Source organism: Colwellia sp. NW0002-52-1 (assembly GCF_057550865.1).
Genome location: NZ_BAAJLU010000015.1, coordinates 52999 through 75348, shown reverse-complemented (window position 1 = coordinate 75348; position 22350 = coordinate 52999). Strand labels below are relative to the sequence as shown.

Below are 22350 nucleotides of genomic sequence, written 5' to 3'. Positions count from 1 at the left end.
TAATTATGTAAATTGAGCCTATTGATACTTAATTAAAGGTGCTAGCTCATTACCCTAAATAATGAGAGAAAGTTAGCTAAAATTGCTAATACCCATAACAACAATAATAAGTAAATGCAGCGAGTCAAGTTTATCAAGGGCGATAACTAACTCCTTATAAGGTAAGGAAATAACCTACCTCACTGACATTTAATGTCTTTCTACTTAGTTGTTAACAGCTTCTGAATTAAGTAACACTGAAATATGTGGAGAAGCTTTGTGGAAATATCTGATCAAATAACACAAGTTTGGCCGATTGCGGCTTACTTTATTATCTTGGCTGGCATGCTCATTGTTATGATGCTGCTATCGCATTTTCTTGGTCCAAAAAGCAAGCAAAGAGCGAAAAATACGCCTTATGAGTCTGGTATTATTTCCGTTTCAAACAACAAAACCCGCTTTACTAATCATTTCTTTTTATATGCGATATTTTTTGTCATTTTTGATTTAGAAACCATCTATCTTTTTGCGTGGGTTATTGCTTTTGATGAAATCGGCTGGCCTGGTTTTATCGAGGCGAGTATTTTTATTACTGTACTATTAGCGGCATTAATCTATTTGATTCGTATTGGCGCCTTAGAATTAACTCGCCGACATCAACCCTTTAGAGCTAGCCAACTTAAACGCATACAAGGTGTTCAAACGCAGTCGGATAAACAACGACTTTTTGATGAAACTATCTTTGAGAAAAAAGAAGGACAGCCATAATGGAATGGTCGCTAACGAAAGCAAAGCTAGATGAAGAAATGTCAGTAATGAAGAACGTTTCTGAGGCAGATCTTAAGCGTAATGTACTTTTTGCCCGACTCGATGACATGGTGAATTGGGGCCGTAAAAATTCAATTTGGCCGTTTAACTTTGGTTTAAGTTGCTGCTATGTGGAAATGGCAACGAGTTTTACTTCTAGACACGATATCGCCCGCTTTGGCGCTGAAGTTATACGCGCCACACCAAGACAAGCTGATTTAATGGTTATTTCAGGTACCTGTTTTCGAAAAATGGCGCCAGTTATTCAGCATTTATACGAACAGTTATTAGAACCTCGTTGGATAATTTCTATGGGCTCATGTGCCAATTCTGGTGGTATGTACGATATTTATAGTGTGGTGCAAGGCGTCGATAAATTTATTCCTGTTGATGTTTATGTTCCCGGCTGTCCGCCGCGCCCTGAAGCATTATTGGAGGCTTTATTGTTGTTGCAAACTAAAATAGAACACCAACCAAGGCCCTTAAGCTGGAGGGTTGGTGAGCAAAATGCTAGTGAAATAGGCAAACCGTCTTTGAGAGATATTAAACACCATGAGCGGATTAAAGTGACAAACTTAGATCCCCCAGATCATATTTAATTTTTAATGTTAAAACCAAGTAATAGCTATACACGTAATCAAAATATTAAATGAAGTAAGAAGACAAAAAAATACAATAATAAAATAGCGATTTAAGGGAAGTTAATGGCAACTCAAGTAAATATTAAAGCGAGTAATGACTGGCAAATGTTGCAAGCTATTCCTTTGCTTGATGAAATTATTCTACTTTCTCCCGAGCTAAAACTACAGCCTGTTACGGCTATCGAAAACATTGTTGATGATATACCTACATTTTGGGTAGATAAACACCAATTAAGTAAACTGATGCAAGTGTTAAAGCATGACTTAGTACAGCCATTTGACATGTGTTTTGATATTACCGCCATCGATGAAAGTGAGCGCGAACATTGCGCTTCATTTTCACAAGCTTTTACTGTGAGCTATCATTTACGATCTTATCAACGTAACCAAGATATTCGCCTAAAAGTTGCCTTAAATTCTCATGAAAAAACCTTAGAAAGTGTTTGCCGATTTTGGCCAAATGCTAATTGGTATGAACGAGAAGTATGGGATATGTTTGGTATTATTTTTGAAAACCATCCATATTTAACGCGCATTTTAATGCCACTCACTTGGCAAGGTCACCCATTACTAAAAAACCATCCTGCGCGTGCGACTGAAATGGATCCTTTTACATTACCTCCTTACCAACAAGATAAAGAGCAAGCTGCGTTGCAATTTAACCCAGAAGCTTGGGGTATGAAGCGACAAAGCAAAGACAGTGATTTTATGTTCTTGAACTTGGGACCTAATCACCCAAGTGTGCATGGTGCTTTTAGAATCGTGTTGCAAATGGAAGGCGAAGAAATTGTCGATTGTGTGCCCGATATTGGTTATCACCATCGTGGCGCTGAAAAAATGGGCGAACGACAATCTTGGCATAGTTATATTCCTTATACCGACCGCATTGATTACCTGGGCGGCGTAATGAACAATTTTCCCTATGTAATGGCGGTTGAAAAACTAGCTGGCATAACCGTGCCTGATCGCGCGAAAGTTATTCGTATTATGACCGCTGAAATGTTTCGTATTCTCAGTCATTTATTATTTTACGGTACCTTTGCACAAGATCTTGGTGCACTTTCGCCGATATTTTATATGTTTATCGACCGAGAAAAACTTTTTGGCATTATTGAAGCGTTTACTGGCGCTCGTATGCATCCAAGTTGGTTTCGTATTGGTGGTGTTGCACAAGATTTACCAAAAGGTTGGGAGAGCCTAGTGCGAGATTATGTTAACTACTTGCCCAAGCGTCTAGATGAATATGAAAAAATGGTTATGCAAAACTCCATTTTAAAACAACGTACGATTGGCATTGGCGCTTATTCAACTCAAGAAGCAATTGCTTGGGGAGTAACAGGGCCGGGCTTAAGAGCGACAGGATTTTCGTGGGATTTACGCAAACAAAGACCTTACGGCGGCTATGATCAATTTGATTTTGAAGTGCCACTGGGCCAAAACGGTGACTGTTATGACCGATGTCGAGTGCGTGTCGAAGAAATGCGTCAAAGCATACGTATTATAGAACAATGTTTAAACAACATGCCTGAAGGTCCTTATAAATCTGAGCATCCACAAACAACACCACCATTAAAAGATCGCACTATGCGAGATATTGACACTTTAATACCACATTTCCTGAATGTTTCATGGGGACCTGTTATTCCAGCAGGTGAAGTGTCGGTAAGTGTGGAGGCAACCAAAGGCATTATGGCTTATCACTTGATCAGCGATGGCAGCACCATGAGTTATCGCACGCGAATTCGCACGCCGAGTTTTCCTCATTTACAAATGTTGCCATTAATCAGCAAAGGGCAAATGGTAGCTGATCTTATTGCGACCTTAGGCAGTGTTGATTATGTCATGGCAGATGTTGATCGATAAAAGTTAATAAAGATTAATGAAAGCGAGCGAATAGTAGAAAGTAAAGATAAATGGTACTGAGAAAGCAACCGCATAAGCAAATAAAGAGATAGTGATGGAAACAATCGACATAACGACAATTGATTATCAACATTATTTAACCGCACTTGAAATTGCGACCATTGAGCATGAGGCCAGTATTATGGAAACACGAGAAGCTGCTGGTATTGAAGCGCTTAAAGTGGTGCAAGAACAGCGCGGCTGGATCAGTGATGAAAGCCTATATGCGATTAGTGATTTACTGGCCATTCCTGTTGCTCAATTAGAAGGCGTAGCTACTTTTTATAATTTAATTTACCGACAGCCTGTTGGGGAAAACGTTATTCATTTATGCGATAGCATTGCTTGTCATTTAACGGGGCTCGACTCTGTACTTGCTGCTATTAAACAATACTTAAATATAGATTATGGACAAACAACGACCGACGGAAAATTTACCTTACTTTCTAATGCGTGTTTGGGCAGTTGTGATAAAGCGCCTGCGATGATGATTGGCACCAAACATTATCAACATTTAAGCCCAGAAAGCGCGATTGATATTTTACAAAAACTCTCGGTAACGGGAGGCGATAATGCTTGAGCACCCTAACAACAATCACCTTAAACCTTTAACCCATTGGGTGAATTTACAACAGCCATTGTCGTTCGATGATTATTGCCAAGCTGGCGGCTATATGGGAGCTATAGCTGCGCTACAACAATCTCCAAAAGAGGTTTTAGACATTGTTAAAAACTCAGGTTTAAAAGGGCGCGGCGGGGCAGGTTTTCCTACCGGCATGAAATGGAGTTTTGTGCCGATGTTTGAAGCCGATGATGAAGATGCGCCTGATAATAAGTATTTAGTGGCCAATGCCGATGAAATGGAGCCCGGCACCTTTAAAGACCGCTTATTACTTGAAGGTGTGCCGCATCAACTTGTTGAAGCAATGATAATTGCAGCCTATACCATAGGTGCCAATAAAGCTTATATCTTTTTACGTGGAGAATACCATTTAGCCGCCAAACGTTTACAACATGCGATTAACGAAGCTTATCAAAACAATTGGCTTGGTGAAAAAATTCAAGGCAAGCAATTTACTTTGGACTTATATGTGCATTGCAGTGCTGGTCGTTACATTTGTGGTGAAGAAACCGCATTAATTAATGCACTTGAGGGCAAGCGTGCAACACCACGAGCAAAGCCACCATTTCCGCAGGTTAGTGGTCTATTTGGCAAACCGACCATAGTCAATAATGTAGAAACATTGTGTAATTTACCGCACATATTAAAAAATGGTATCGAATGGTTTCAGGCTATATCCCCTAATAGTGATGCGGGCAGTAAAATTTATGGTGCTTGTGGTCGCGTAAAAAAACCAGGTTTATGGGAATTACCCATGGGACCAAGCTTACGTGAAGTGCTTTACGATTATGCGGGCGGCATGCAAGACGGATTAAACTTCAAAGGTTTATTGCCTGGTGGTGCATCGACTGACTTTCTCGTTGAAGAGCATTTAGATACCCCGATGGACTTTGACTCTATTGCTAAAGTTGGCAGCCGCTTAGGCACTGGTGGCTTAATCGTGTTAGACGATAAAAACTGTCCGGTAGCTATGGTGTTAAATTTAATGCGATTTTTTGCTCAAGAGTCTTGTGGGTGGTGCACACCATGTCGAGATGGTACTCCATGGGCTGTTGAAATACTTAACCGAATTGAAAATGGACAAGGCAACATTGCCGACTTAGACGCCTTAGCTCAGCTGTGCGATTTTATGTGGATAGGAAAAACCCATTGTGCATTAGCTCCAGGCGCCGTTGAGCCGCTAAGAAGTGCTTTAAAATATTTTCATGACGATTTCCTTCAACATATTGAACACGGCTGTTGTCACTATAATCCCTCGATGAGCGCAAAAAGAACACATGTAGCACAAAATCATTTAACGCAAGTCTCTAATGCACCTATATCCCCCAATTCACATAAGGCAGGGCAATAATATGAGTGAAAATAAAGTGACGATTTTCATTGATGATGTGCCTTATCAACTCAACCCTGACGATAATTTGCTAGCAGGTGTGCTGTCTGAAAAATTAAATTTACCTTACTTTTGTTGGCATCCCTCCATGGGGTCAGTAGGGGCTTGTCGCCAGTGCGCGGTAACGCAATTTCAAGATGAGGCGGACCAACGGGGCCGTATTGTTATGGCTTGCATTACTCCAGTAACTGACGGTATGCGGATCAGCATTAAAAATAAAGCAGCAAGTGAGTTTCGCGAACAAGTGATTGCGGCAATGATGACGAATCACCCACACGACTGCCCGGTATGTGCTGAAGGCGGCGAGTGCCATTTACAAGATATGACCGTAATGACAGGCCATAGTGTAAGGGAGTATCAAGGCACAAAGCGCACCTTTAATAACCAATATTTAGGTGAGTTAGTGGGCCACGAAATGAACCGATGTATAACCTGTTATCGTTGTACAAGGTTTTATAATGATTATGCAGGCGGCAAAGATTTTGGTGTTTACGGTTCAAAAAACCAAGTGTATTTTGGTCGTCAAACTGATGGTGCATTAGAAAGTGAATTTAGCGGTAATTTAGTTGAAGTTTGTCCTACAGGTGTTTTTACCAATAAAGTGTTCTCTTCGCACTATACCCGCAAATGGGACTTACAATCAGCGCCATCCGTTTGTAGTCATTGTTCAGTAGGTTGTAACTTAAGTATTGGTGAGCGTTATGGTTCAGTTCGACGCGTGATGAATCGTTATAACCCCGATATTAACGGCTATTTTCTCTGTGATCGTGGCCGTTATGGTATCGGTTTTGTTAATGGTGAACAGCGAATTAGGCAAACTAGCGGTATAGCTCAGCAATCACCGGTTGCCTTGACGAAATTAGATGTAGCAAAAGCTTTTTCACATTTTAGACAAAAACAATTTATTGGTATTGGCTCTGCTCGCGCCTCTTTAGAAGCTAATTTTTATTTGAAAAATATCGTTGGCGCCGAATATTTTAGCCCTGGCTATAACGATGAAGAGATGAAGATAGCAGCGCAACACGCGCAACTATTAACAGCAAATAAGCCACCTAGCTTAACTGAAATTGAGCAGAGTGATTTTGTTTTTATAATTTCAGAAGATATAAGTCAAACAGCGCCAAGAATGGCGTTGTCAGTAAGACAAGCACTGCGTAATGCCGCAAATACTAAAGCAGCAAAAATAGGCATTCCCTCTTGGCAAGATAGTGCGGTGCGCAACATCGGCGGTAAATTACTATCACCTTTATTTTCTCTACAATCAACTACCACTAAACTCGATGATGTTGCCGAACAAGCCATGCTCTTACCTGTAGCGCAAATATCTAGGTGTTTAGCTGTTTTAGCCCAACTGTTAAAACATGGCAGCATTGAAAGTATAAATAATGAAAATATAAGTAATGAAAACATAAGTAACGAAAAATCATTACATAAAGTACTGAATAATTTAGCTGAACAAAGTCAGTTAAGTCGTTTGGAGCGGGGTTTTATTGCATCGGTGTATAAAGCATTGCGTAAAGCAAAAAATCCACTACTTATTTCAGGCACTAGCGCTGTTTCTGCTGAATTATTAGCGAGTGTTGCAGATGTTATGTCTGCGCTTAAACAGCAAAAAGAAATAACAGTGCCGCAGTTAATAATTGTGCCGCCAAACAGTAATAGTGTGGGGTTATTGTCGGTTTTAGATGCACAATCTTTGTCAATAGAGCAAGTTTTAGCGCAGCTTAATGAGCCAAGCAAAGCCTATCAAGGGCTTATTTTACTTGAGCAAGAATTGGCAACGCTGTCTAACGCACAAATTGCGAAGTTACGCTCATCTGCGCAAAGCCTTATTGTGCTGGATCATTCAGAACACCGTTTATCAACTATCGCTGATATTGTGTTACCGGTTGCCGCGGTCAGTGAAGGTGACGGACACTATGTTAACTACCAAGGCAGAGCGCAGAAATTTGTTCAAGTCCATCCCCCCGTACTGCCAATTCAAGAAAGCTGGCGTTGGTTAGATAATATTGCCGATATTGTCGGTATAAAAATAGCCAGTGATGCTACAGAACTAAATACACAGCAGTGGTTACAATCGGTGGCTAAAAACACCAAATGCCAATCATTAATGCAGTTACATCAATTTTTTATCGATACTTATCCGCAATGGTCAAAATTGCAGATCGAATCTGATGATAACGCTGAAAAAACGGCAGAAAAAGCCACTGCGAGAGTGAGCCATAGGGCGAGTGGACGCACAGCACAAATGGCGAATATTAGTGTCCATGAAGCAAAAACCACTCAGAAAACTGATGACAATTTTAGCTTTTCAATGGAAGGGAGCTCAGTAGGAAAAAACAGTGATATGCCTTTTGCTTGGGCACCAGGATGGAATTCGAATCAAGCGATCAGTCAATTTCAAGATGAAATTAATGGCCAGTTAATCAATCATAAAAGCGCGGTATTTATCTCTATACCGAAGACAATAACTAACAATCCACATTGGAAATTACCTGAACAAAGTCAGTCAAGCTTTTCTCAAAGTGCAGAAAGCAGCACAGAAAAAAGCACTAATATGCCTGCTCTGGTGACTTATGTGCAGCAAAAGCATGTTTATTTTAGTGACTGGCAAGCTGCACTAACCCCTGAATTTCAAATGCAGGCACAAAGTCATAAAATTTATATCAATGCAGATATTGCTGAGCAAGCGGGAGTGCAAAAGGGCCAATGGTGTCATGCTAGTTTTTCGCTGACAAATACAAAAATGCAATTGATCAGTCAAAGCGTTATTAGCCAAGTCAATATTGTAAATAACTTACCTGATAATTTAGTGTTTGGAAATTTTGCTCTATGTCAGCCCTTGTTATCGCCTGTTGCAATGTCGATTACTTTAGCCAGTGAGCAAGAAGTTATTGATTATTTATTGCAGTTTAACGACAACATTATGCAGGCTAAGCAAAGTAAAAAAGCGATATTAGCTAAGTTGAAAGTGCAAGACCAAACCATCCCTATACGCTTATTCTCAGGGGGGCTCAATGATGGCTGATATGTTATGGAAATTGTTTGAAATAACCATCATCATCGCCTTGCTTATTCCTATTGCGGCAATGCTAGTTTGGGTTGAACGGAGAATGATCGGCATTTGGCAAGACCGTCATGGGCCTAACCGTGTAGGGCCTTTTGGGGTTTTACAATCGCTTGCGGATTTATTAAAAATTCTTGGCAAAGAAGACTGGATCCCACCTTTTAGTGATCGTTTAGTCTTTGTTTTAGCACCTATAATTGGGGCGATGTGCGTATTAATGAGCTTTGCCGTTGTGCCTTTTTCTCCCAGCATTGGTGTGTCAGATTTAAATATTGGCTTATTGTTTTTTCTTGCTATGGCTTCCCTTGCTGTTTATAGCGTGGTGTTGGCTGGTTGGGCGTCAAACTCAAAATATGCTTTACTAGGGGGAATGCGCGCCGCAGCGCAAACAGTAAGTTATGAAGTATTCATGGGCCTATCGCTGATGGGAGTCGTGCTACTGACGGGTAGTTTTAATTTACGTGAAATTGTTTTAGCACAAACTGATGGCTGGCTAATTCAATCACAATTTGTTGGTTTCTTTATTTTTTTAGTGGCGGGTATTGCTGAAAGTCATCGTTTACCCTTCGACTTACCTGAAGCAGAAACTGAGTTAACTGCGGGCTTTCATACTGAATATTCTGGTTTAAAGTTTGCGCTTTTCTTTTTAGGTGAATACTTAGGCGTAACCTTGATCTCAGCCATGTCAGTAGTGCTTTTTTTCGGCGGCTGGTTAATGCCAGAGCCGCTTGCTTCTTGGTTGCCTCCATTGCTTTGGTTCATTATCAAAATTATGTTTTTTGTGATGTTTTTTATTCTTTTAAGAACTTCTCTGCCACGCCCTAGATTTGATCAACTGTTAAAGTTTGGCTGGGTAGTAATGTTGCCGCTAGCGTTACTAAACTTGTTAGTTACCGCAGTGCTGCGCTTAACGGGAGTACTATAACTATGCTGAAATTTTTACCAGTTATCATTGTTAAGCTTAAAATCAGCGGGAGTGAGCATGTTTAGTCAATTTCGAACTATGTGGTTAGTACTAAAACACACCTTTACTAAAGCCGATACGGTGCAATACCCGGAAGAAAAACCTTATTTAGCGCCGAGATATCGCGGACGAATTGTACTTACTCGCGACCCTGATGGTGAAGAGCGCTGTGTTGCATGTAACTTGTGCGCCGTAGCCTGCCCGGTTGATTGTATTGCGTTACAACAAGTTATTGATGATGACGGTCGTAAACGCGCTGACTTTTTTCGTATTAACTTTTCACGGTGTATTTTGTGTGGTTTTTGCGAAGAAGCTTGCCCTACCTATGCTATTCAATTAACACCCGATGTGGAGTTAGCCGAATATGACCGACAAAACCTAGTTTATGAAAAAGAACATTTATTAATTAACGGCCCGGGTAAGTATCACGACTATAGCTTTTACCAGCAGTCAGGTATTGCTATTGCAGGTAAAAACAAAGGTCAGGCAGAGCAAGAACGGCCGCCAATTGATATTAAAGGATTAATGCCATGAGTTATCGTAATTCGCTGCATCGGGTTAGCCATAAATTGGTCAAGGAGAAGCACTATGTTTGCAAACGTAGCATCAATTGAGGGCTTATTTTACTTTGCGGGTTTAGTCGCCGTTATTGCAAGTTTAAAAGTGGTCACTGGCAATAATACGGTTCATGCCTTGCTTTATTTGGTGGTGTCGCTATTGGCCGTCGCTGTTTGCTTCTATTTAATGGGCGCGCCCTTTGCCGCAGGCTTAGAAGTTATTGTTTATGCTGGGGCTATATTAGTACTGTTTGTATTCGCGGTGTTGATGTTTGGCTTAGGGGTAGATGAAACAAAAAATGCACCTAAAAGTAAGAGCTTAGCGAACATGATTGGTGCCATGATTTTAGCAGCCGCGTTATTAGGCGAAATTGTCGTTATTATTAATAATGCTGAAATGCAACAAAGCCTGCAAGCCAATGTTATTAGTTCAAAGGCGGTAGGTATTATGTTGTATGGGCCTTATCTGCTTGCTGTCGAAATTGCCTCGTTTTTGCTGTTATCTGGATTGTTAGCAGGTTATCACTATGCAAAACCTGATGTTACAGGGGGAGAGTTATGACCACCATTCCTTTGTTCCATGTGCTTATTTTGTCTAGCTTACTATTTTTGATTGGTTTTGTCGGGGTAGTAGCCAGAAAGAATACGCTTTTTATGCTGATGAGTTTAGAAGTAATGTTAAACGCGGTAGGTGTTGCATTTATTGGTGCAGGTAGCGTTTGGCAGCAAGCTGACGGCCAAGTGATGTTTGTACTTATTCTTACGCTTGCCGCGGCAGAAGTAGCAGTAGGGTTGGCGTTGTTAATTCGTATGCAAAATAAATATCGCTCCTTAGATATTGATTTGTTAAATCAGATGAAGGGGTAACGCAATGCTTTTAGCGAGTTTACCCTTTTATCCGCTATTGAGTTTTTTACTGCTTATTATTTTTGGTAAAAAATTGTCTTGGCAGCTTGCCGCTATTATTAGTGTTAGCAGTATGGCGCTTACTGTATTAGCTAGCACAATATTATTATTTGAGTTATCTGCTAGTGAAAACCAAATACTAAACGTTAACCTTTGGCATTGGTTTGATTTAAATCATGCCCTAGGCAAGAGCCAAATTAATCTGAGCTTTTATCTTGATGGCTTATCCGCTGTGATGATTAGTGTAGTGAGTGGAGTCGGTTTTCTCATTCATTTATTCGCTGCTATTTATATGAAATCGGATGAAAATTTCACACGCTTTATGGCCTACATGAACTTATTTATTGTTGCTATGTTGATACTGGTATTAGCCGATAATTTAGTCTTGTTGTATCTAGGTTGGGAAGGGGTAGGTTTATGCAGCTTCTTATTAATTGGCTTTTGGTATCATGAAAAAAATAATGTTTTAGCGGCTCGTAAGGCGTTTATAGTTACTCGCATAGGTGATACCTCAATGGCGATAGGCTTGTTATTACTGTTTAATTCTTTTGGTGAATTAAATATTGCCGCTGTCACAACACTTGTGCAACAAAGTAGTCATTCAGTTTCTGGCCTTAGTGTCGAGCAAACCAATAACATTTATTGGATCGCTTTATTGTTGCTAGGTGGTGCTGTAGGGAAGTCAGCACAACTCCCCTTACAAACATGGTTGCCAGATGCCATGGCTGGCCCGACTCCCGTAAGCGCCTTAATTCATGCGGCGACTATGGTAACCGCTGGCGTATATTTAATCGCTCGTATGCACGATATTTTTATACTGTCGCCAGAGGTAATGAATTATATTGCTTGGCTAGGCGCTATTACCTTATTACTAGCCGGCATTGCAGCACTAGCTCAAACTGATATTAAACGCGTTTTAGCCTATTCAACTATGAGCCAAATCGGTTACATGATGCTGGCCTTAGGGGCGGGGGCATGGTCAGCAGGCGTTTTTCATTTAATGACTCATGCTTTTTTTAAGGCTTTATTGTTTTTAACCGCTGGTGCAGTTATTTATGCACTCCATCATCAACAGAATCTATTTAAAATGGGAGGCTTACTGAAGAAGCTGCCTTTTGAAGGGAGTTTATTTGTTGTTGGTTTAATCTGTTTAATGGCATTGCCCGGCAGTTCAGGTTTTTTCTCTAAAGAAGCCATAATTACTCAGCTTTGGTCGTCTAACACGGCTGGGCCACTATTATGGTGGTGTGCAATTTTAGGCGCGTTATTAACCAGTATTTATAGTTGTAGGTTATTTTTTCTCGCTTTTATGGGAACAGCACGCTTTAGTGACAAAACGCATAGTGAAAAAAATATTTTGTTACGCAGTGCGTTAATTATTTTGGCCTTACTATCACTTTTTGGTGGCTTGATCCCACTTGACCTGACGTTAGTCTTTCCTACCGAACTACCGGCATCTATACCACAAATATTAGAACCTAGCTGGTTACACACCTTAGCGATTTTAACTCCGTTTATTGGGATTTTATTTTCTTGGTTTTATTTTAAAAAATATCGAACTTCTAGAGTCGTTGGTAGCGAATATAATTTATCAGCGAGTGAAAGTCGGCTTGTTGTCTTCTGCCGTCATGGCTTGGGCTTTGATACTTTATATTCTTTACTTTTTATTAAGCCTTATCAGTGGCTGGCGGAAAAAAATAAACACGATGTAGTTGACCAAGTTATTATGCTAAATGCTTGGTATATAAGCTTATGGCACGATGCGTTAATTATGATGCAAAACGGCAGTTTACGCTGGTATTTAGCAGCCTTTGGCTTAGCTATAATGTTGTTATTAGGAGTAAGCTTCTTATGACTCTTACTTTTATTATGGTTGGCTTGATCATTGCTGGCTTACTTGTTTGGCAAGCTGAAAAGTTATGGTTAGGCAGCGCTAAATGGTTATCACTTATCAGTTTAGTTTTATTGTCGACAGTGTTTGCAGTATTTGTTCTTAATAACAGTGTTGCGAATGAAGACTTTGTTCAATTACAAGTTTTGACCCGTGTTGCTTGGATCAAAACCTTTAGTATTGAATATGCCTTAGCGCTTGATCAGCTAAGTATATTGTTAATCTCATTAACCTTGCTGCTCGCTTTTATTTGCGTATTGGTTTCATGGCGTGAAATCCAGCACCATGTCGGGTTTTACTATTTTAATTTATTGTTATCAATCGCCGGTATTATTGGTGTTTTTGTTGCCGTAGATGTGTTTTTATTCTTCTTTTTTTGGGAGGTTATGTTACTCCCAATGACTGCAATAATAGCAATATGGGGTCATGAAAAACGTCAGTTTGCCGCATTAAAGTTTTTTATTTTTACTCAGGTTAGCAGTCTGCTGATGTTAGTGGCGATTATTGCCACTGCCTATTTTCATTTACTGCAAACGGGTCGATTAAGTTTTTATTACCCTGATTGGTTGTTGTTAGATATTCCATTGGAGATTAGTCAGTATTTGATGTTAGGCTTTTTTATCGCCTTTGCGGTTAAGCTACCTTCAGTTCCTCTACATAGCTGGCTTCCAGATGCACATACGCAGGCACCTACAGCAGGAAGTGTATTACTTGCAGGCGTTCTGCTAAAAACCGGCGCTTATGGTTTGATTCGCTTTGTCATTGTTTTATTCCCGCAAGCGAGTGTGCAATTTGCGCCAGTAGCTGCAACCTTGGCTGTGATCAGTATTCTTTATGGGGCAAAAATGGCCTTTGCACAACAAGACTTTAAACGTCTTATTGCCTACAGCAGCATAAGTCACATGGGGTTTGTAATGTTGGCATTGTTTGCCTTTAATACAATCGCTTATCAAGGTGCGATTGTTACCATAGTGGCGCATGGTTTAAGCAGTGCCGCATTGTTTGCTTTAGCAGGGATGATTTATCATCGAGTTCATAGTCGAAAATTAACCGATATGGGAGGCTTTTGGCATAGTGCGCCTCGCATGGGCGGGTTTGCCTTGGTTTTTGCTGGCGCTGCTTTTGGTTTACCAGGGTTAGCCAACTTTATTGGCGAATTTTTCAGTTTAGTTGGGGTTTTTCAAGTGTTGCCAGCGTTCGCTATTGTTGCGGCTTTAGGTCTTATTGGCTCAGCTATATATGGCATAGTGTTATTTCAATCGAGCTTTCAAGGTGAGCCCAAACACGTTATTACTGATTTACAGCTGCGAGAGCTTCTTATCTGTAGCTCCTTGTTATTATTGCTTATTGCCATTGGTTTGTACCCTATGCTTTTGCTTAAATTTTCATTCGGAGTTATGTGATTATGTCTATAGCAAGCAGTTCACAACCCTTACTTACCATAACAATGGCAGCGGCGATATTACCTCAACTTATTATTGCTTTTGGTATTACATTAGCGCTTTTGTTAGTAGCTTGGAAAAGGTCACAGCGTACAATCGCACTATTTACATTTTTTATATTATTCATGGCTTTATTAGCCAATATTAGCTTGCTTTCGCAGCCTGTAATTCAAGTAACACAACTGTTAAAGGTTGATGGTTACGCTACCTTTGCATTCAACTTAATTTTAATTTCCGCTTTATCTGTTCTTCGCATGAGTCATTGTTTTTTAAAAATGTCTCTAGAAGTGCATGATGAATACTACTTATTATTATTACTGTTGGTACTTGGTGCGGGAGTGCTAGTGGTCAGTGACCATTTCGCTAGTTTGTTTTTAGGTTTTGAGTTGTTAAGTATTAGCTTAGTTGGCTTAGTGGGTTATCACCGAGGTAATCAATATAGTGTAGAAAGTGGCTTTAAATATTTAATATTAAGTGCTACAGCTTCAAGTTTTATGCTGTTAGGTATTGCTTTTATTTACAGTGTTGTAGGGGATATGAGCTTTAATGCGACGTTATCAAGCGAATTATTTGAGCAAGGCTTAGGGTTGTTTTTTCAATTAGGTTTGTTGCTATTTGTTAGTGGTATTGCCTTTAAATTATCTATTGCACCGTTTCATTTTTGGACACCAGACGTTTATCAAGGGTCTCCAACGCCTGTTACTCTTTTAATGGCAACTATCTCTAAAATTGCTATGTTTGTTGTTTTGCTTAAGTGCATTATTGCGCAGCGGTATTTATTACTCGAAAATTTTCAAATCTTCTTAATATCTTTTGCAGTAATCTCGATGTTATTAGGCAATATTATGGCGCTTAAACAACAAAACTTAAAACGCTTATTGGCTTATTCTTCCATTGCTCATATGGGGTATTTATTGATCGTTATTATTGTAACATCAGAGCAAAGCTTAGAGTTTACTTGGCAAAGTAGTTTGTTTTATTTAGCCGCTTACACGGTTGCCAATTTATCTATTTTTTTGGTGATTTCGCTCATTCAGCAACACAATATTCGCTCTGGGAAACAGGAGGACATTACATTACTTGATTTAAAAGGGCTATTTTGGCGTGCTCCAAGTTATGGCTTCTTAATGATACTTGGCGTATTGAGCTTAGCGGGAATACCGTTAACAATGGGGTTTATTGGTAAGTTCTATATTTTAAGCCAAGCCACTATTGCCAATGCTTGGTGGTTAATCGCCATACTTATTATAGGTAGTGGTATTGGTTTAGCGTATTACTTACCGATGATATTTAAGGTTTTTTCAAATGTAGTGGTAACAAGCCCAGAAGATAAAAAAATAAAGAGTCACTTTATAGAGCAAACTTTAATTTATAGCTTAATTACCCTTGGTTTAGTTTTAGGTATTTTACCTGATATGGTTAATCAGCTTATTAGATATTAACCACACTTAATAATTCACTAATTTATTGTTATTTTAACCAATATCTATTTATTAATAGAGTTACTTTAATCTATTATCTTTTAGGTTGTTGATATTTAAATTGTTTTTATTTGGCGCGATTTTTGATTGTATTCAAGAAAACAATAAATTATTTAATAATCTACAAGGAAATTACCCAATGAAATTAACTCAAATATTACTTTTTATAGTAAGTGTCTCTATTTTAAGTGGCTGCATCGTGATAGCAAAACCTTCTCATGCTAAATACCATAGTCAACAAACACTAAAAATCGCTGCTCATAAGCTTAAGGCTTTGGATATTGAGGCTGGTGCTGGTGCTTTAATTATTGAGGGCGATGAAAAGATAAAAGAGATCAGGGTTGTTGCTGACATCTATAGCAAAAATGGTGATATAGATAATGTTGAGTTAAACCTAACTGAAACTGGTAAAAGTGCCTATTTGGTGGCAAAAATTAACAGCAGTGGTTTTTGGCATGGTGAATCACCACGTATTGATATCAACATTATTATGCCAAGCCACTTAATGTTGAAAATTGATGATGGTTCTGGGGCAATAAATATTAATAATATTGACGCTAAAGTCACAATAAAAGATGGCTCAGGTGAGCTAACAATAAAAAACGTTAAAAATGATCTTAAAATTGATGACGGCTCTGGCGGTATTTTTATTAGCGAAGTCATAGGTAATATAAAAATTAATGATGGATCTGGTGAAATCTCTTTAAATGATCTTGATGGCAATCTCGACATTGACGATGGCTCAGGTAGTATTTTTGTTAACGGCGTATCAGGCGACGTTATGATTAAAGATGGCTCCGGAGAATTAACCGTGAGAAGTGTTAATGGCTTTGTAACCATTGATGATGGCTCTGGCGATATTGATATAGAACAAGCAGGAGGTTTGAAAATTATAAATAGTGGCTCTGGTGGCATGCGGGTACAAAAAGTAAAAGGTAGTTTTGAAATAGATAGCTAGACATAACGCGTATCAATTTACTTATACAATTAAACAGCTTTAAGTGTCAGTTTTAGACGTTTAAAGCTTTTTTTATGATTAAATAAGCTAAACCATACATTATTACTTGTATAATTTTACCGCATCTGTATAATGCGCGCCTCTGTGATCGTGAATCGAAATAGTTTCTTAAAGAAGCTTAGAACATCACAGAAATTTCAAAATGAGTGGGGTATATCCGCCCAATAGACTTGCCCAGTTAACTTTTCAACGTTAACGTAATGAATGTGCCTTAAGTCTTCCTGGTGGTTTCCTCGTATATGTATGTAGGAACTTTGGCGTATAGCCAGTTTCTACCATGAGAAGACAAAATTATATGACTGATCTTAACAATGCCTCTGTAGGCTTTGACGCCCTTGGTTTGCCTGAAAACTTAGTATCTGCTGTAAAAGCACTAGGTTTTGAAAATTCAACTGCAATTCAAGCGCAAACAATTCCCCCTTTACTTCAAGGTAAAGACGTTCTTGGTGAAGCACAAACAGGTACCGGTAAAACCGCTGCTTTTGGTTTGCCAGCACTTGCAAAAATAGACGTTTCTATTCGCAAACCACAATTGATGGTTTTAGCGCCAACACGTGAATTAGCTATTCAAGTAGCAGAAGCGATTGAAACTTTTGCAAAAAACATGAAAGGTTTAAAAGTTGCCACTTTATACGGTGGTCAATCTTACCAACCACAATTTCAACAGTTAGAGCGTGGTGCACAAGTTGTAGTAGGTACACCTGGTCGCTTAATGGACCACTTACGTCGTAAAAGCCTTAAGCTAGATAACTTATCATTTTGTGTGCTTGATGAAGCTGATGAAATGTTAAACATGGGCTTTTTAGAAGACATTGAGTGGATCCTTGAGCATTTGCCAAAAGAAACTCAAATGGCCTTATTCTCTGCAACTATGCCTGCACAGATTCGTAAAGTAGCTAATCGCTTCTTGAAAAATCCAGAGCACATTAAAGTAGCAGCAGTTAAGCAAGCTAAAGCAAATATTACTCAATACGCATGGAAAGTTAGCGGCATTAATAAAATGACTGCGTTAGAGCGTATTGCAGAAACATTTGATTATGATGCCATGATTATTTTCGTTAGAACGCGTAATGATACTATCGAAGTTGCTGAAAAATTAGAGCGTGCAGGTTATGCATCTGTTGCGTTAAATGGTGATATGAACCAAGCGCAGCGTGAACGTACTGTTGACCAACTTAAGTCAGGCGTGTCGTCTATCTTAGTGGCAACTGACGTAGTTGCTCGTGGTCTTGATATTCCACGTATTTCATTAGTTATTAACTACGATTTACCAGGTGATAACGAAGCTTATGTTCACCGTATTGGTCGTACAGGTCGTGCAGGTCGTAGCGGTACATCTATATCGTTTGTACGCCCACGCGAAATGTACTCTTTACGTCATTACGAGCGTTTAACATCTGGTACCGTTGAAATGTACGACTTACCAAATATTCAAGAAATTGGTAAAGCACGTATTGAACGCACACTAACTGAATTAACAGGTGTTGTAGCTGATAAAGATTTAGTTTCAATGCGTGAAATTATTGAAACAATGGCGAGCGAGTCAGAACTTTCAATGACAGATTTAGCAGCCGCGTTACTTTATCAAAAACAATTAAAGCAACCGTTACAGCCGAAAGAAGATCCGAAACCTCGCCGTGATGCTCGTGAAAGAAATGATCGTAACGACAGCCGCGGTGGTCGTAATGACAGCCGAGGTGGTCGTAACGAAGCTCGTGGTGGCCGCGATAGCCGCAATGATAACCGTGCAGAGCGCGCTCCACGTAAAGCTAAAGTTGCCCGCAGTGATGTTGATTGGCAGACTTACCGCTTAGAAGTGGGTAAAGAGCATGGTGCACGTCCAGGTGATATTGTTGGTGCAATCGCTAACGAAATTTCATTAGACAGTAGCTACATTGGCGCTATTAACTTGCATGATAAACATAGCTTTGTGCAATTGCCAAAAGGTATGCCTGACAAATCATTTACACAATTAAAGCGTGTACGTGTTCGCCGTCAAGCACTAGAGATTACGGTTTCAGATGTACAACCTTCATCTGACCGTCCAGCACGTTCTCGTAAAGAGCAACGTACTAACTAATTACATTTGATATGTAAATCTAAACGCCAATTCTTTTATTAGAGTTGGCGTTTTTTTTCGTCTGTAAAATTAAATGCCAATAAATTAATTTGGTACTATAGCCATTTAACTAAATTTCATTGTGTTTTTATAATCGCTATTGCAATGGATTTAGATGGTTATATAAGCAATTTATCACGGCTAAAATCTTCTGTAAAAATAACGTTACATCTGCGTGAGCCGCCAGCTATAGTTTAGATCCTTGTAACGAATTATTCCCGTAGTTTTGACGTAACAATAGATTTACGCTTCAAATAATGTCAGTTTTTTCATTCACTTCCTCTTCGCTGATTTCAGAGTAATAATCGCCTCATTGCTACAACGAGAGAAACAATTATGACAGAAGTAACAAACCCACTAAATTTACGCGGTATCGAATTTATTGAATATGCAACGCCAGACTCTGACTTTATGGCTGATGCTTTTTACGGTTTTGGTTTTTCAAAAACCAAGAAATTCAAAGGTCGTGACATTGATTATTTTAATCAAAATGATATTCATTTCTTCTTAAACAATGAGCAAGCAGGGTTCTCTAAAGAATTTGCCAAAAGTCATGGGCCTGCAATATGTTCAATGGGCTGGCGTGTAGAAAATGCAGACTATGCTTTTGAGCAAGCTGTAGCGCGTGGTGCTAAATCGGCACAAGGTGTAGATAAAAAATTACCTTACCCGGCAATATTTGGTATTGGCGATAGCTTAATTTACTTTATTGAAAAATTTGGTGTTAAAGGCTCTATCTATCAAGACGATTGTGAAGATCTTGCTGAGCCAGTATTAGTTAAAGACAAAGGTTTTAAAGCTGTTGATCATTTAACGAATAACGTCTACCAAGGCACTATGGAGTTTTGGGCTGATTTTTATAAAAACATATTTGGTTTCACTGATGTACGTTACTTTGACATTAAAGGTGAGAAATCTGCATTAGTTTCTTATGCATTACAATCTCCGTGTGGCACCTTCTGTATTCCTATTAATGAAGGAAAGGGCACAAGCAACAACCAAATAGATGAATACTTAAATGAATATAATGGCCCAGGTGTTCAGCATTTAGCATTTATCAGTGATGATCTATTAGGCTCCTTAGATCAACTTGATAAAAATATCATTGATACACTAAATATTGTTCCTGAATACTATGACGATGTTTTTGATCGTATTCCTTGGGTAAAAGAAGACCCACAACGCATTCGTGATCATCAAGTATTAGTTGATAGCCAAAAAGAAAATTCATACTTGTTACAGATATTCACTAAAAACATTTTTGGGCCTATTTTTATTGAGATGATCCAGCGTGTAGACGACCAAGGTTTTGGCGAAGGTAACTTCACTGCCTTGTTTAAGTCAATTGAGTTGAACCAAATGGAACGTGGCGTGCTTTAAGCAATTAGCTTTCTAAACGCGAACAAGAGCCAGCTTATGCTGGCTTTTTTATGTTCTTATATTCAGTCATGAACAATATTTACTAGCTGTGAACCATTTTTAACGTTGTTTTACATGTTAACTACTGTGTATCTGACCCATTTTTACCAACGAGCACTCTAAGGTAAAAAACAATAGTTCAAAACATCCTACCACCGAGGCACCGAGGCGCTGCGCGCTACACCGAGAAGTTATAAAAAATAAACAATATGAATGGTAAGATCTTACCCCATAATTTTTTCTGGGCTTAGCTCTTCTCTGTGCAGGACGAAGTCCCTCTGTGCCTCGGTGGTAGCATATCTTTTATGTGTTAAACGCCATTAACCAATTACTCGAATTAAACCAAAAATCTTTAATTAGCTGACAAATACTTCCTGTATTCAACTCATTCAGTTCTTATTATTTTCTCCCTGTGGGTCATTTTTATCGTTCTTTTGCACGTTAATTAATGTGTACCTGACCCTACTTTATAAATTTTTTACCAACGAGCACTCTAAGGTAAAAAACAATAGTTCAAAACATCCTACCACCGAGGCGCTTTGCGCTACACCGAGAAGTTACAAAAAAATAAACAATATGAATGGTAAGGTCTTCCCCATAATTTTTTCTGGGTTTAGCTCTTCTCTGTGCAGGACGAAGTCCCTCGGTGGTAGCATATTTTTTATCTGTTAAACACTACTAACCAATTACTCGAATTAAAACAATGACTTTTAATTAGCTGACAAATACTTCCTGTATTCAGCTCATTCAGTTCTTATTCTTTTCTTCCTGTGAGTCATTTTTATCGTTGTTTTACATGTTAATTAATGTGTACCTGACCCTACTTTAGACAGTTGCTACTTAAGGTATTACTCAACTTCACTATATTTCAGGCACAAAAAAAGCGCCCAAAGGCGCTTTTTAACGGTAAGTATTAAGCTTTATTTGCTTAGTGCTTCACCTAAGTGAGGGCGAATATCTTTTAAGATTTCTTTTGCTAAGCGTGGGCTACTCGCAACGATATTACCTGAGTTACTGTGATTATGGCCACCAACAAAATCTGTTACCAAACCACCAGCTTCAATAACCATAAGCTCACCGGCAGCGGTATCCCAAGGTTTTAAACCAATTTCAAAGTAACCGTCAACACGGCCTGAAGCAACGTAAGCTAAATCAAGTGCGGCTGAGCCAGCACGACGCATGTCTGATGTTTTACCGAATAGTGTTTTGAACATTTCTAAGTAAGCATTGGTATGTTGCTTATGCTTAAAAGGGAAACCTGTCGCTAAAATAGCGCCATTCAGTTCTTTAGATTGTTTTACGCGAATACGGAAACCGTTTAATTGTGCACCTTTACCACGACTAGCAGTAAATAATTCACCACGGATTGGATCGTAGATCACAGATTGATCTAACTTTCCTTTAACTTTAAGCGCGATAGACACGGCAAAGTGTGGAATACCTTTAACGAAGTTTGACGTACCGTCTAATGGATCAATAATCCATTGGTAGTCATTGTCTTTCCCTTCAATTACGCCACACTCTTCACCAATAATCGTGTGGTTAGGGTAAGATTTTTGAATTGTTTCAACAATAGCTAGTTCAGCATTTATATCAACATTAGTAACGATATCGTTAGTACCCTTAGATTCAATTTCAATCTTATCTACTTGTTCAAAAGCGCGCAGAATTACTTTGCCCGCAGCACGCGCAGAGCGCACGGCAATATTTAGCATCGGATGCATGATCGACTACCCTATAATGTTGTAAAATGTCATAAACAGCTATGTAAAAGAACGAGGTTAATCTTAAAAAGTCATACTTGTATGAGCCCCCTAAAATTAAGCGCGCGAATTATAGCAAACTAATTATCAATTAGCGATACCCTTCTTCAGTAATAACTAACAGAAGTTCCTAATGTGAATTTAAGTTATAGCTTATGTAATACAACTTAGCTGAATTTCTTTACCTAACTTTATTTGCCTATATAAGCGAAAGTGCTAAGACATATTGATAAACACTAGGGAAGAAATACAAAACGGGTGATTTTTTCGCAGTACAAGTATATGGTTCTGTGTTAACATTATCGACAATTTTAGCCATCTAGATAGTCAACACTATAATTTAAATATAATTGAAATGTTGTCTGCGAATTAAGTAAGTATA

The 22350-nt window shown here is 39.0% G+C and carries 17 protein-coding genes; 16 read left to right on the top strand and 1 reads right to left on the bottom strand.

Annotated elements, in window-relative coordinates:
* Positions 1–258 precede the first annotated feature (258 nt).
* The 16 genes from ndhC to hppD all read left to right on the top strand — a co-directional run bounded on the left by ndhC (position 259) and on the right by hppD (position 20166).
* On the top strand, positions 259–747 hold the full coding sequence (ndhC, locus tag AC27H3_RS14120) for an NADH-quinone oxidoreductase subunit A (protein WP_487107156.1): 489 nt from the start codon (positions 259–261) through the stop codon (positions 745–747).
* A gap of 47 nt (positions 748–794) precedes the next feature.
* Entirely contained in the window at positions 795–1385 is a 591-nt protein-coding gene (locus tag AC27H3_RS14115) for a NuoB/complex I 20 kDa subunit family protein (RefSeq protein WP_487107187.1), read from the top strand.
* Between the two features lie 105 nt (positions 1386–1490).
* Positions 1491–3290, top strand: a complete 1800-nt coding sequence (gene nuoC / locus AC27H3_RS14110; protein WP_487107154.1) for an NADH-quinone oxidoreductase subunit C/D — start codon at positions 1491–1493, stop codon at positions 3288–3290.
* A 94-nt stretch (positions 3291–3384) separates the two neighbouring features.
* Entirely contained in the window at positions 3385–3909 is a 525-nt protein-coding gene (gene nuoE / locus AC27H3_RS14105) for an NADH-quinone oxidoreductase subunit NuoE (protein WP_085301783.1), read from the top strand.
* Entirely contained in the window at positions 3902–5302 is a 1401-nt protein-coding gene (gene nuoF, locus AC27H3_RS14100) for an NADH-quinone oxidoreductase subunit NuoF (protein ID WP_487107152.1), read from the top strand. The genes nuoE and nuoF overlap by 8 nt, the downstream gene beginning before the upstream one ends.
* A gap of 1 nt (position 5303) precedes the next feature.
* On the top strand, positions 5304–8369 hold the full coding sequence (nuoG, locus tag AC27H3_RS14095) for an NADH-quinone oxidoreductase subunit NuoG (RefSeq protein ID WP_487107150.1): 3066 nt from the start codon (positions 5304–5306) through the stop codon (positions 8367–8369).
* Positions 8359–9333, top strand: coding sequence for an NADH-quinone oxidoreductase subunit NuoH (gene nuoH / locus AC27H3_RS14090; RefSeq protein ID WP_487107148.1), 975 nt, complete (start codon positions 8359–8361; stop codon positions 9331–9333). Before nuoG ends, nuoH begins: the two co-directional genes overlap by 11 nt.
* A 27-nt stretch (positions 9334–9360) precedes the next feature.
* Complete coding sequence (gene nuoI, locus AC27H3_RS14085; RefSeq protein WP_487107146.1) at positions 9361–9906, top strand: NADH-quinone oxidoreductase subunit NuoI; 546 nt, start codon at positions 9361–9363, stop codon at positions 9904–9906.
* A 54-nt stretch (positions 9907–9960) separates the two neighbouring features.
* Positions 9961–10491, top strand: coding sequence for an NADH-quinone oxidoreductase subunit J (nuoJ, locus tag AC27H3_RS14080; protein WP_487107144.1), 531 nt, complete (start codon positions 9961–9963; stop codon positions 10489–10491).
* Positions 10488–10796, top strand: coding sequence for an NADH-quinone oxidoreductase subunit NuoK (nuoK, locus tag AC27H3_RS14075; RefSeq protein ID WP_085301791.1), 309 nt, complete (start codon positions 10488–10490; stop codon positions 10794–10796). Before nuoJ ends, nuoK begins: the two co-directional genes overlap by 4 nt.
* A gap of 4 nt (positions 10797–10800) precedes the next feature.
* The gene (gene nuoL, locus AC27H3_RS14070; protein ID WP_487107142.1) at positions 10801–12690 is read left to right on the top strand and encodes an NADH-quinone oxidoreductase subunit L; all 1890 of its coding nucleotides are present in this window, start codon (positions 10801–10803) and stop codon (positions 12688–12690) included.
* Complete coding sequence (locus tag AC27H3_RS14065; RefSeq protein WP_487107140.1) at positions 12687–14129, top strand: complex I subunit 4 family protein; 1443 nt, start codon at positions 12687–12689, stop codon at positions 14127–14129. Before nuoL ends, AC27H3_RS14065 begins: the two co-directional genes overlap by 4 nt.
* A gap of 2 nt (positions 14130–14131) precedes the next feature.
* Positions 14132–15610 carry an NADH-quinone oxidoreductase subunit N gene (locus AC27H3_RS14060; protein WP_487107138.1) on the top strand — a complete coding sequence of 493 codons (1479 nt, stop codon included), beginning with the start codon at positions 14132–14134 and terminating at the stop codon, positions 15608–15610.
* 178 nt (positions 15611–15788) lie between these two features.
* Positions 15789–16607 carry a DUF4097 family beta strand repeat-containing protein gene (locus tag AC27H3_RS14055; protein ID WP_487107137.1) on the top strand — a complete coding sequence of 273 codons (819 nt, stop codon included), beginning with the start codon at positions 15789–15791 and terminating at the stop codon, positions 16605–16607.
* 355 nt (positions 16608–16962) lie between these two features.
* Positions 16963–18747 carry a DEAD/DEAH box helicase gene (locus AC27H3_RS14050; RefSeq protein ID WP_487107135.1) on the top strand — a complete coding sequence of 595 codons (1785 nt, stop codon included), beginning with the start codon at positions 16963–16965 and terminating at the stop codon, positions 18745–18747.
* Between the two features lie 375 nt (positions 18748–19122).
* Entirely contained in the window at positions 19123–20166 is a 1044-nt protein-coding gene (gene hppD, locus AC27H3_RS14045) for a 4-hydroxyphenylpyruvate dioxygenase (RefSeq protein WP_487107133.1), read from the top strand.
* Between the two features lie 959 nt (positions 20167–21125).
* On the opposite strand, the gene suhB is transcribed toward hppD, so the two are convergent.
* Entirely contained in the window at positions 21126–21929 is an 804-nt protein-coding gene (gene suhB, locus AC27H3_RS14040; RefSeq protein WP_487107131.1) for an inositol-1-monophosphatase, read from the bottom strand.
* Positions 21930–22350: the final 421 nt, after the last annotated feature.

Excerpts from the sequence above, each read along its gene's own strand:
- AC27H3_RS14115 (WP_487107187.1), top strand. The coding sequence starts at position 795 with ATGAAGAACGTTTCTGAGGCAGATCTTAAGCGTAATGTACTTTTTGCC.
- nuoC (WP_487107154.1), top strand. The coding sequence starts at position 1,491 with ATGGCAACTCAAGTAAATATTAAAGCGAGTAATGACTGGCAAATGTTG.
- nuoE (WP_085301783.1), top strand. The coding sequence starts at position 3,385 with ATGGAAACAATCGACATAACGACAATTGATTATCAACATTATTTAACC.
- nuoF (WP_487107152.1), top strand. The coding sequence starts at position 3,902 with ATGCTTGAGCACCCTAACAACAATCACCTTAAACCTTTAACCCATTGG.
- nuoG (WP_487107150.1), top strand. The coding sequence starts at position 5,304 with ATGAGTGAAAATAAAGTGACGATTTTCATTGATGATGTGCCTTATCAA.
- nuoH (WP_487107148.1), top strand. The coding sequence starts at position 8,359 with ATGATGGCTGATATGTTATGGAAATTGTTTGAAATAACCATCATCATC.
- nuoJ (WP_487107144.1), top strand. The coding sequence starts at position 9,961 with ATGTTTGCAAACGTAGCATCAATTGAGGGCTTATTTTACTTTGCGGGT.
- nuoK (WP_085301791.1), top strand. The coding sequence starts at position 10,488 with ATGACCACCATTCCTTTGTTCCATGTGCTTATTTTGTCTAGCTTACTA.
- nuoL (WP_487107142.1), top strand. The coding sequence starts at position 10,801 with ATGCTTTTAGCGAGTTTACCCTTTTATCCGCTATTGAGTTTTTTACTG.
- AC27H3_RS14065 (WP_487107140.1), top strand. The coding sequence starts at position 12,687 with ATGACTCTTACTTTTATTATGGTTGGCTTGATCATTGCTGGCTTACTT.
- AC27H3_RS14060 (WP_487107138.1), top strand. The coding sequence starts at position 14,132 with ATGTCTATAGCAAGCAGTTCACAACCCTTACTTACCATAACAATGGCA.
- AC27H3_RS14055 (WP_487107137.1), top strand. The coding sequence starts at position 15,789 with ATGAAATTAACTCAAATATTACTTTTTATAGTAAGTGTCTCTATTTTA.
- AC27H3_RS14050 (WP_487107135.1), top strand. The coding sequence starts at position 16,963 with ATGACTGATCTTAACAATGCCTCTGTAGGCTTTGACGCCCTTGGTTTG.
- hppD (WP_487107133.1), top strand. The coding sequence starts at position 19,123 with ATGACAGAAGTAACAAACCCACTAAATTTACGCGGTATCGAATTTATT.
- suhB (WP_487107131.1), bottom strand. The coding sequence starts at position 21,929 with ATGCATCCGATGCTAAATATTGCCGTGCGCTCTGCGCGTGCTGCGGGC.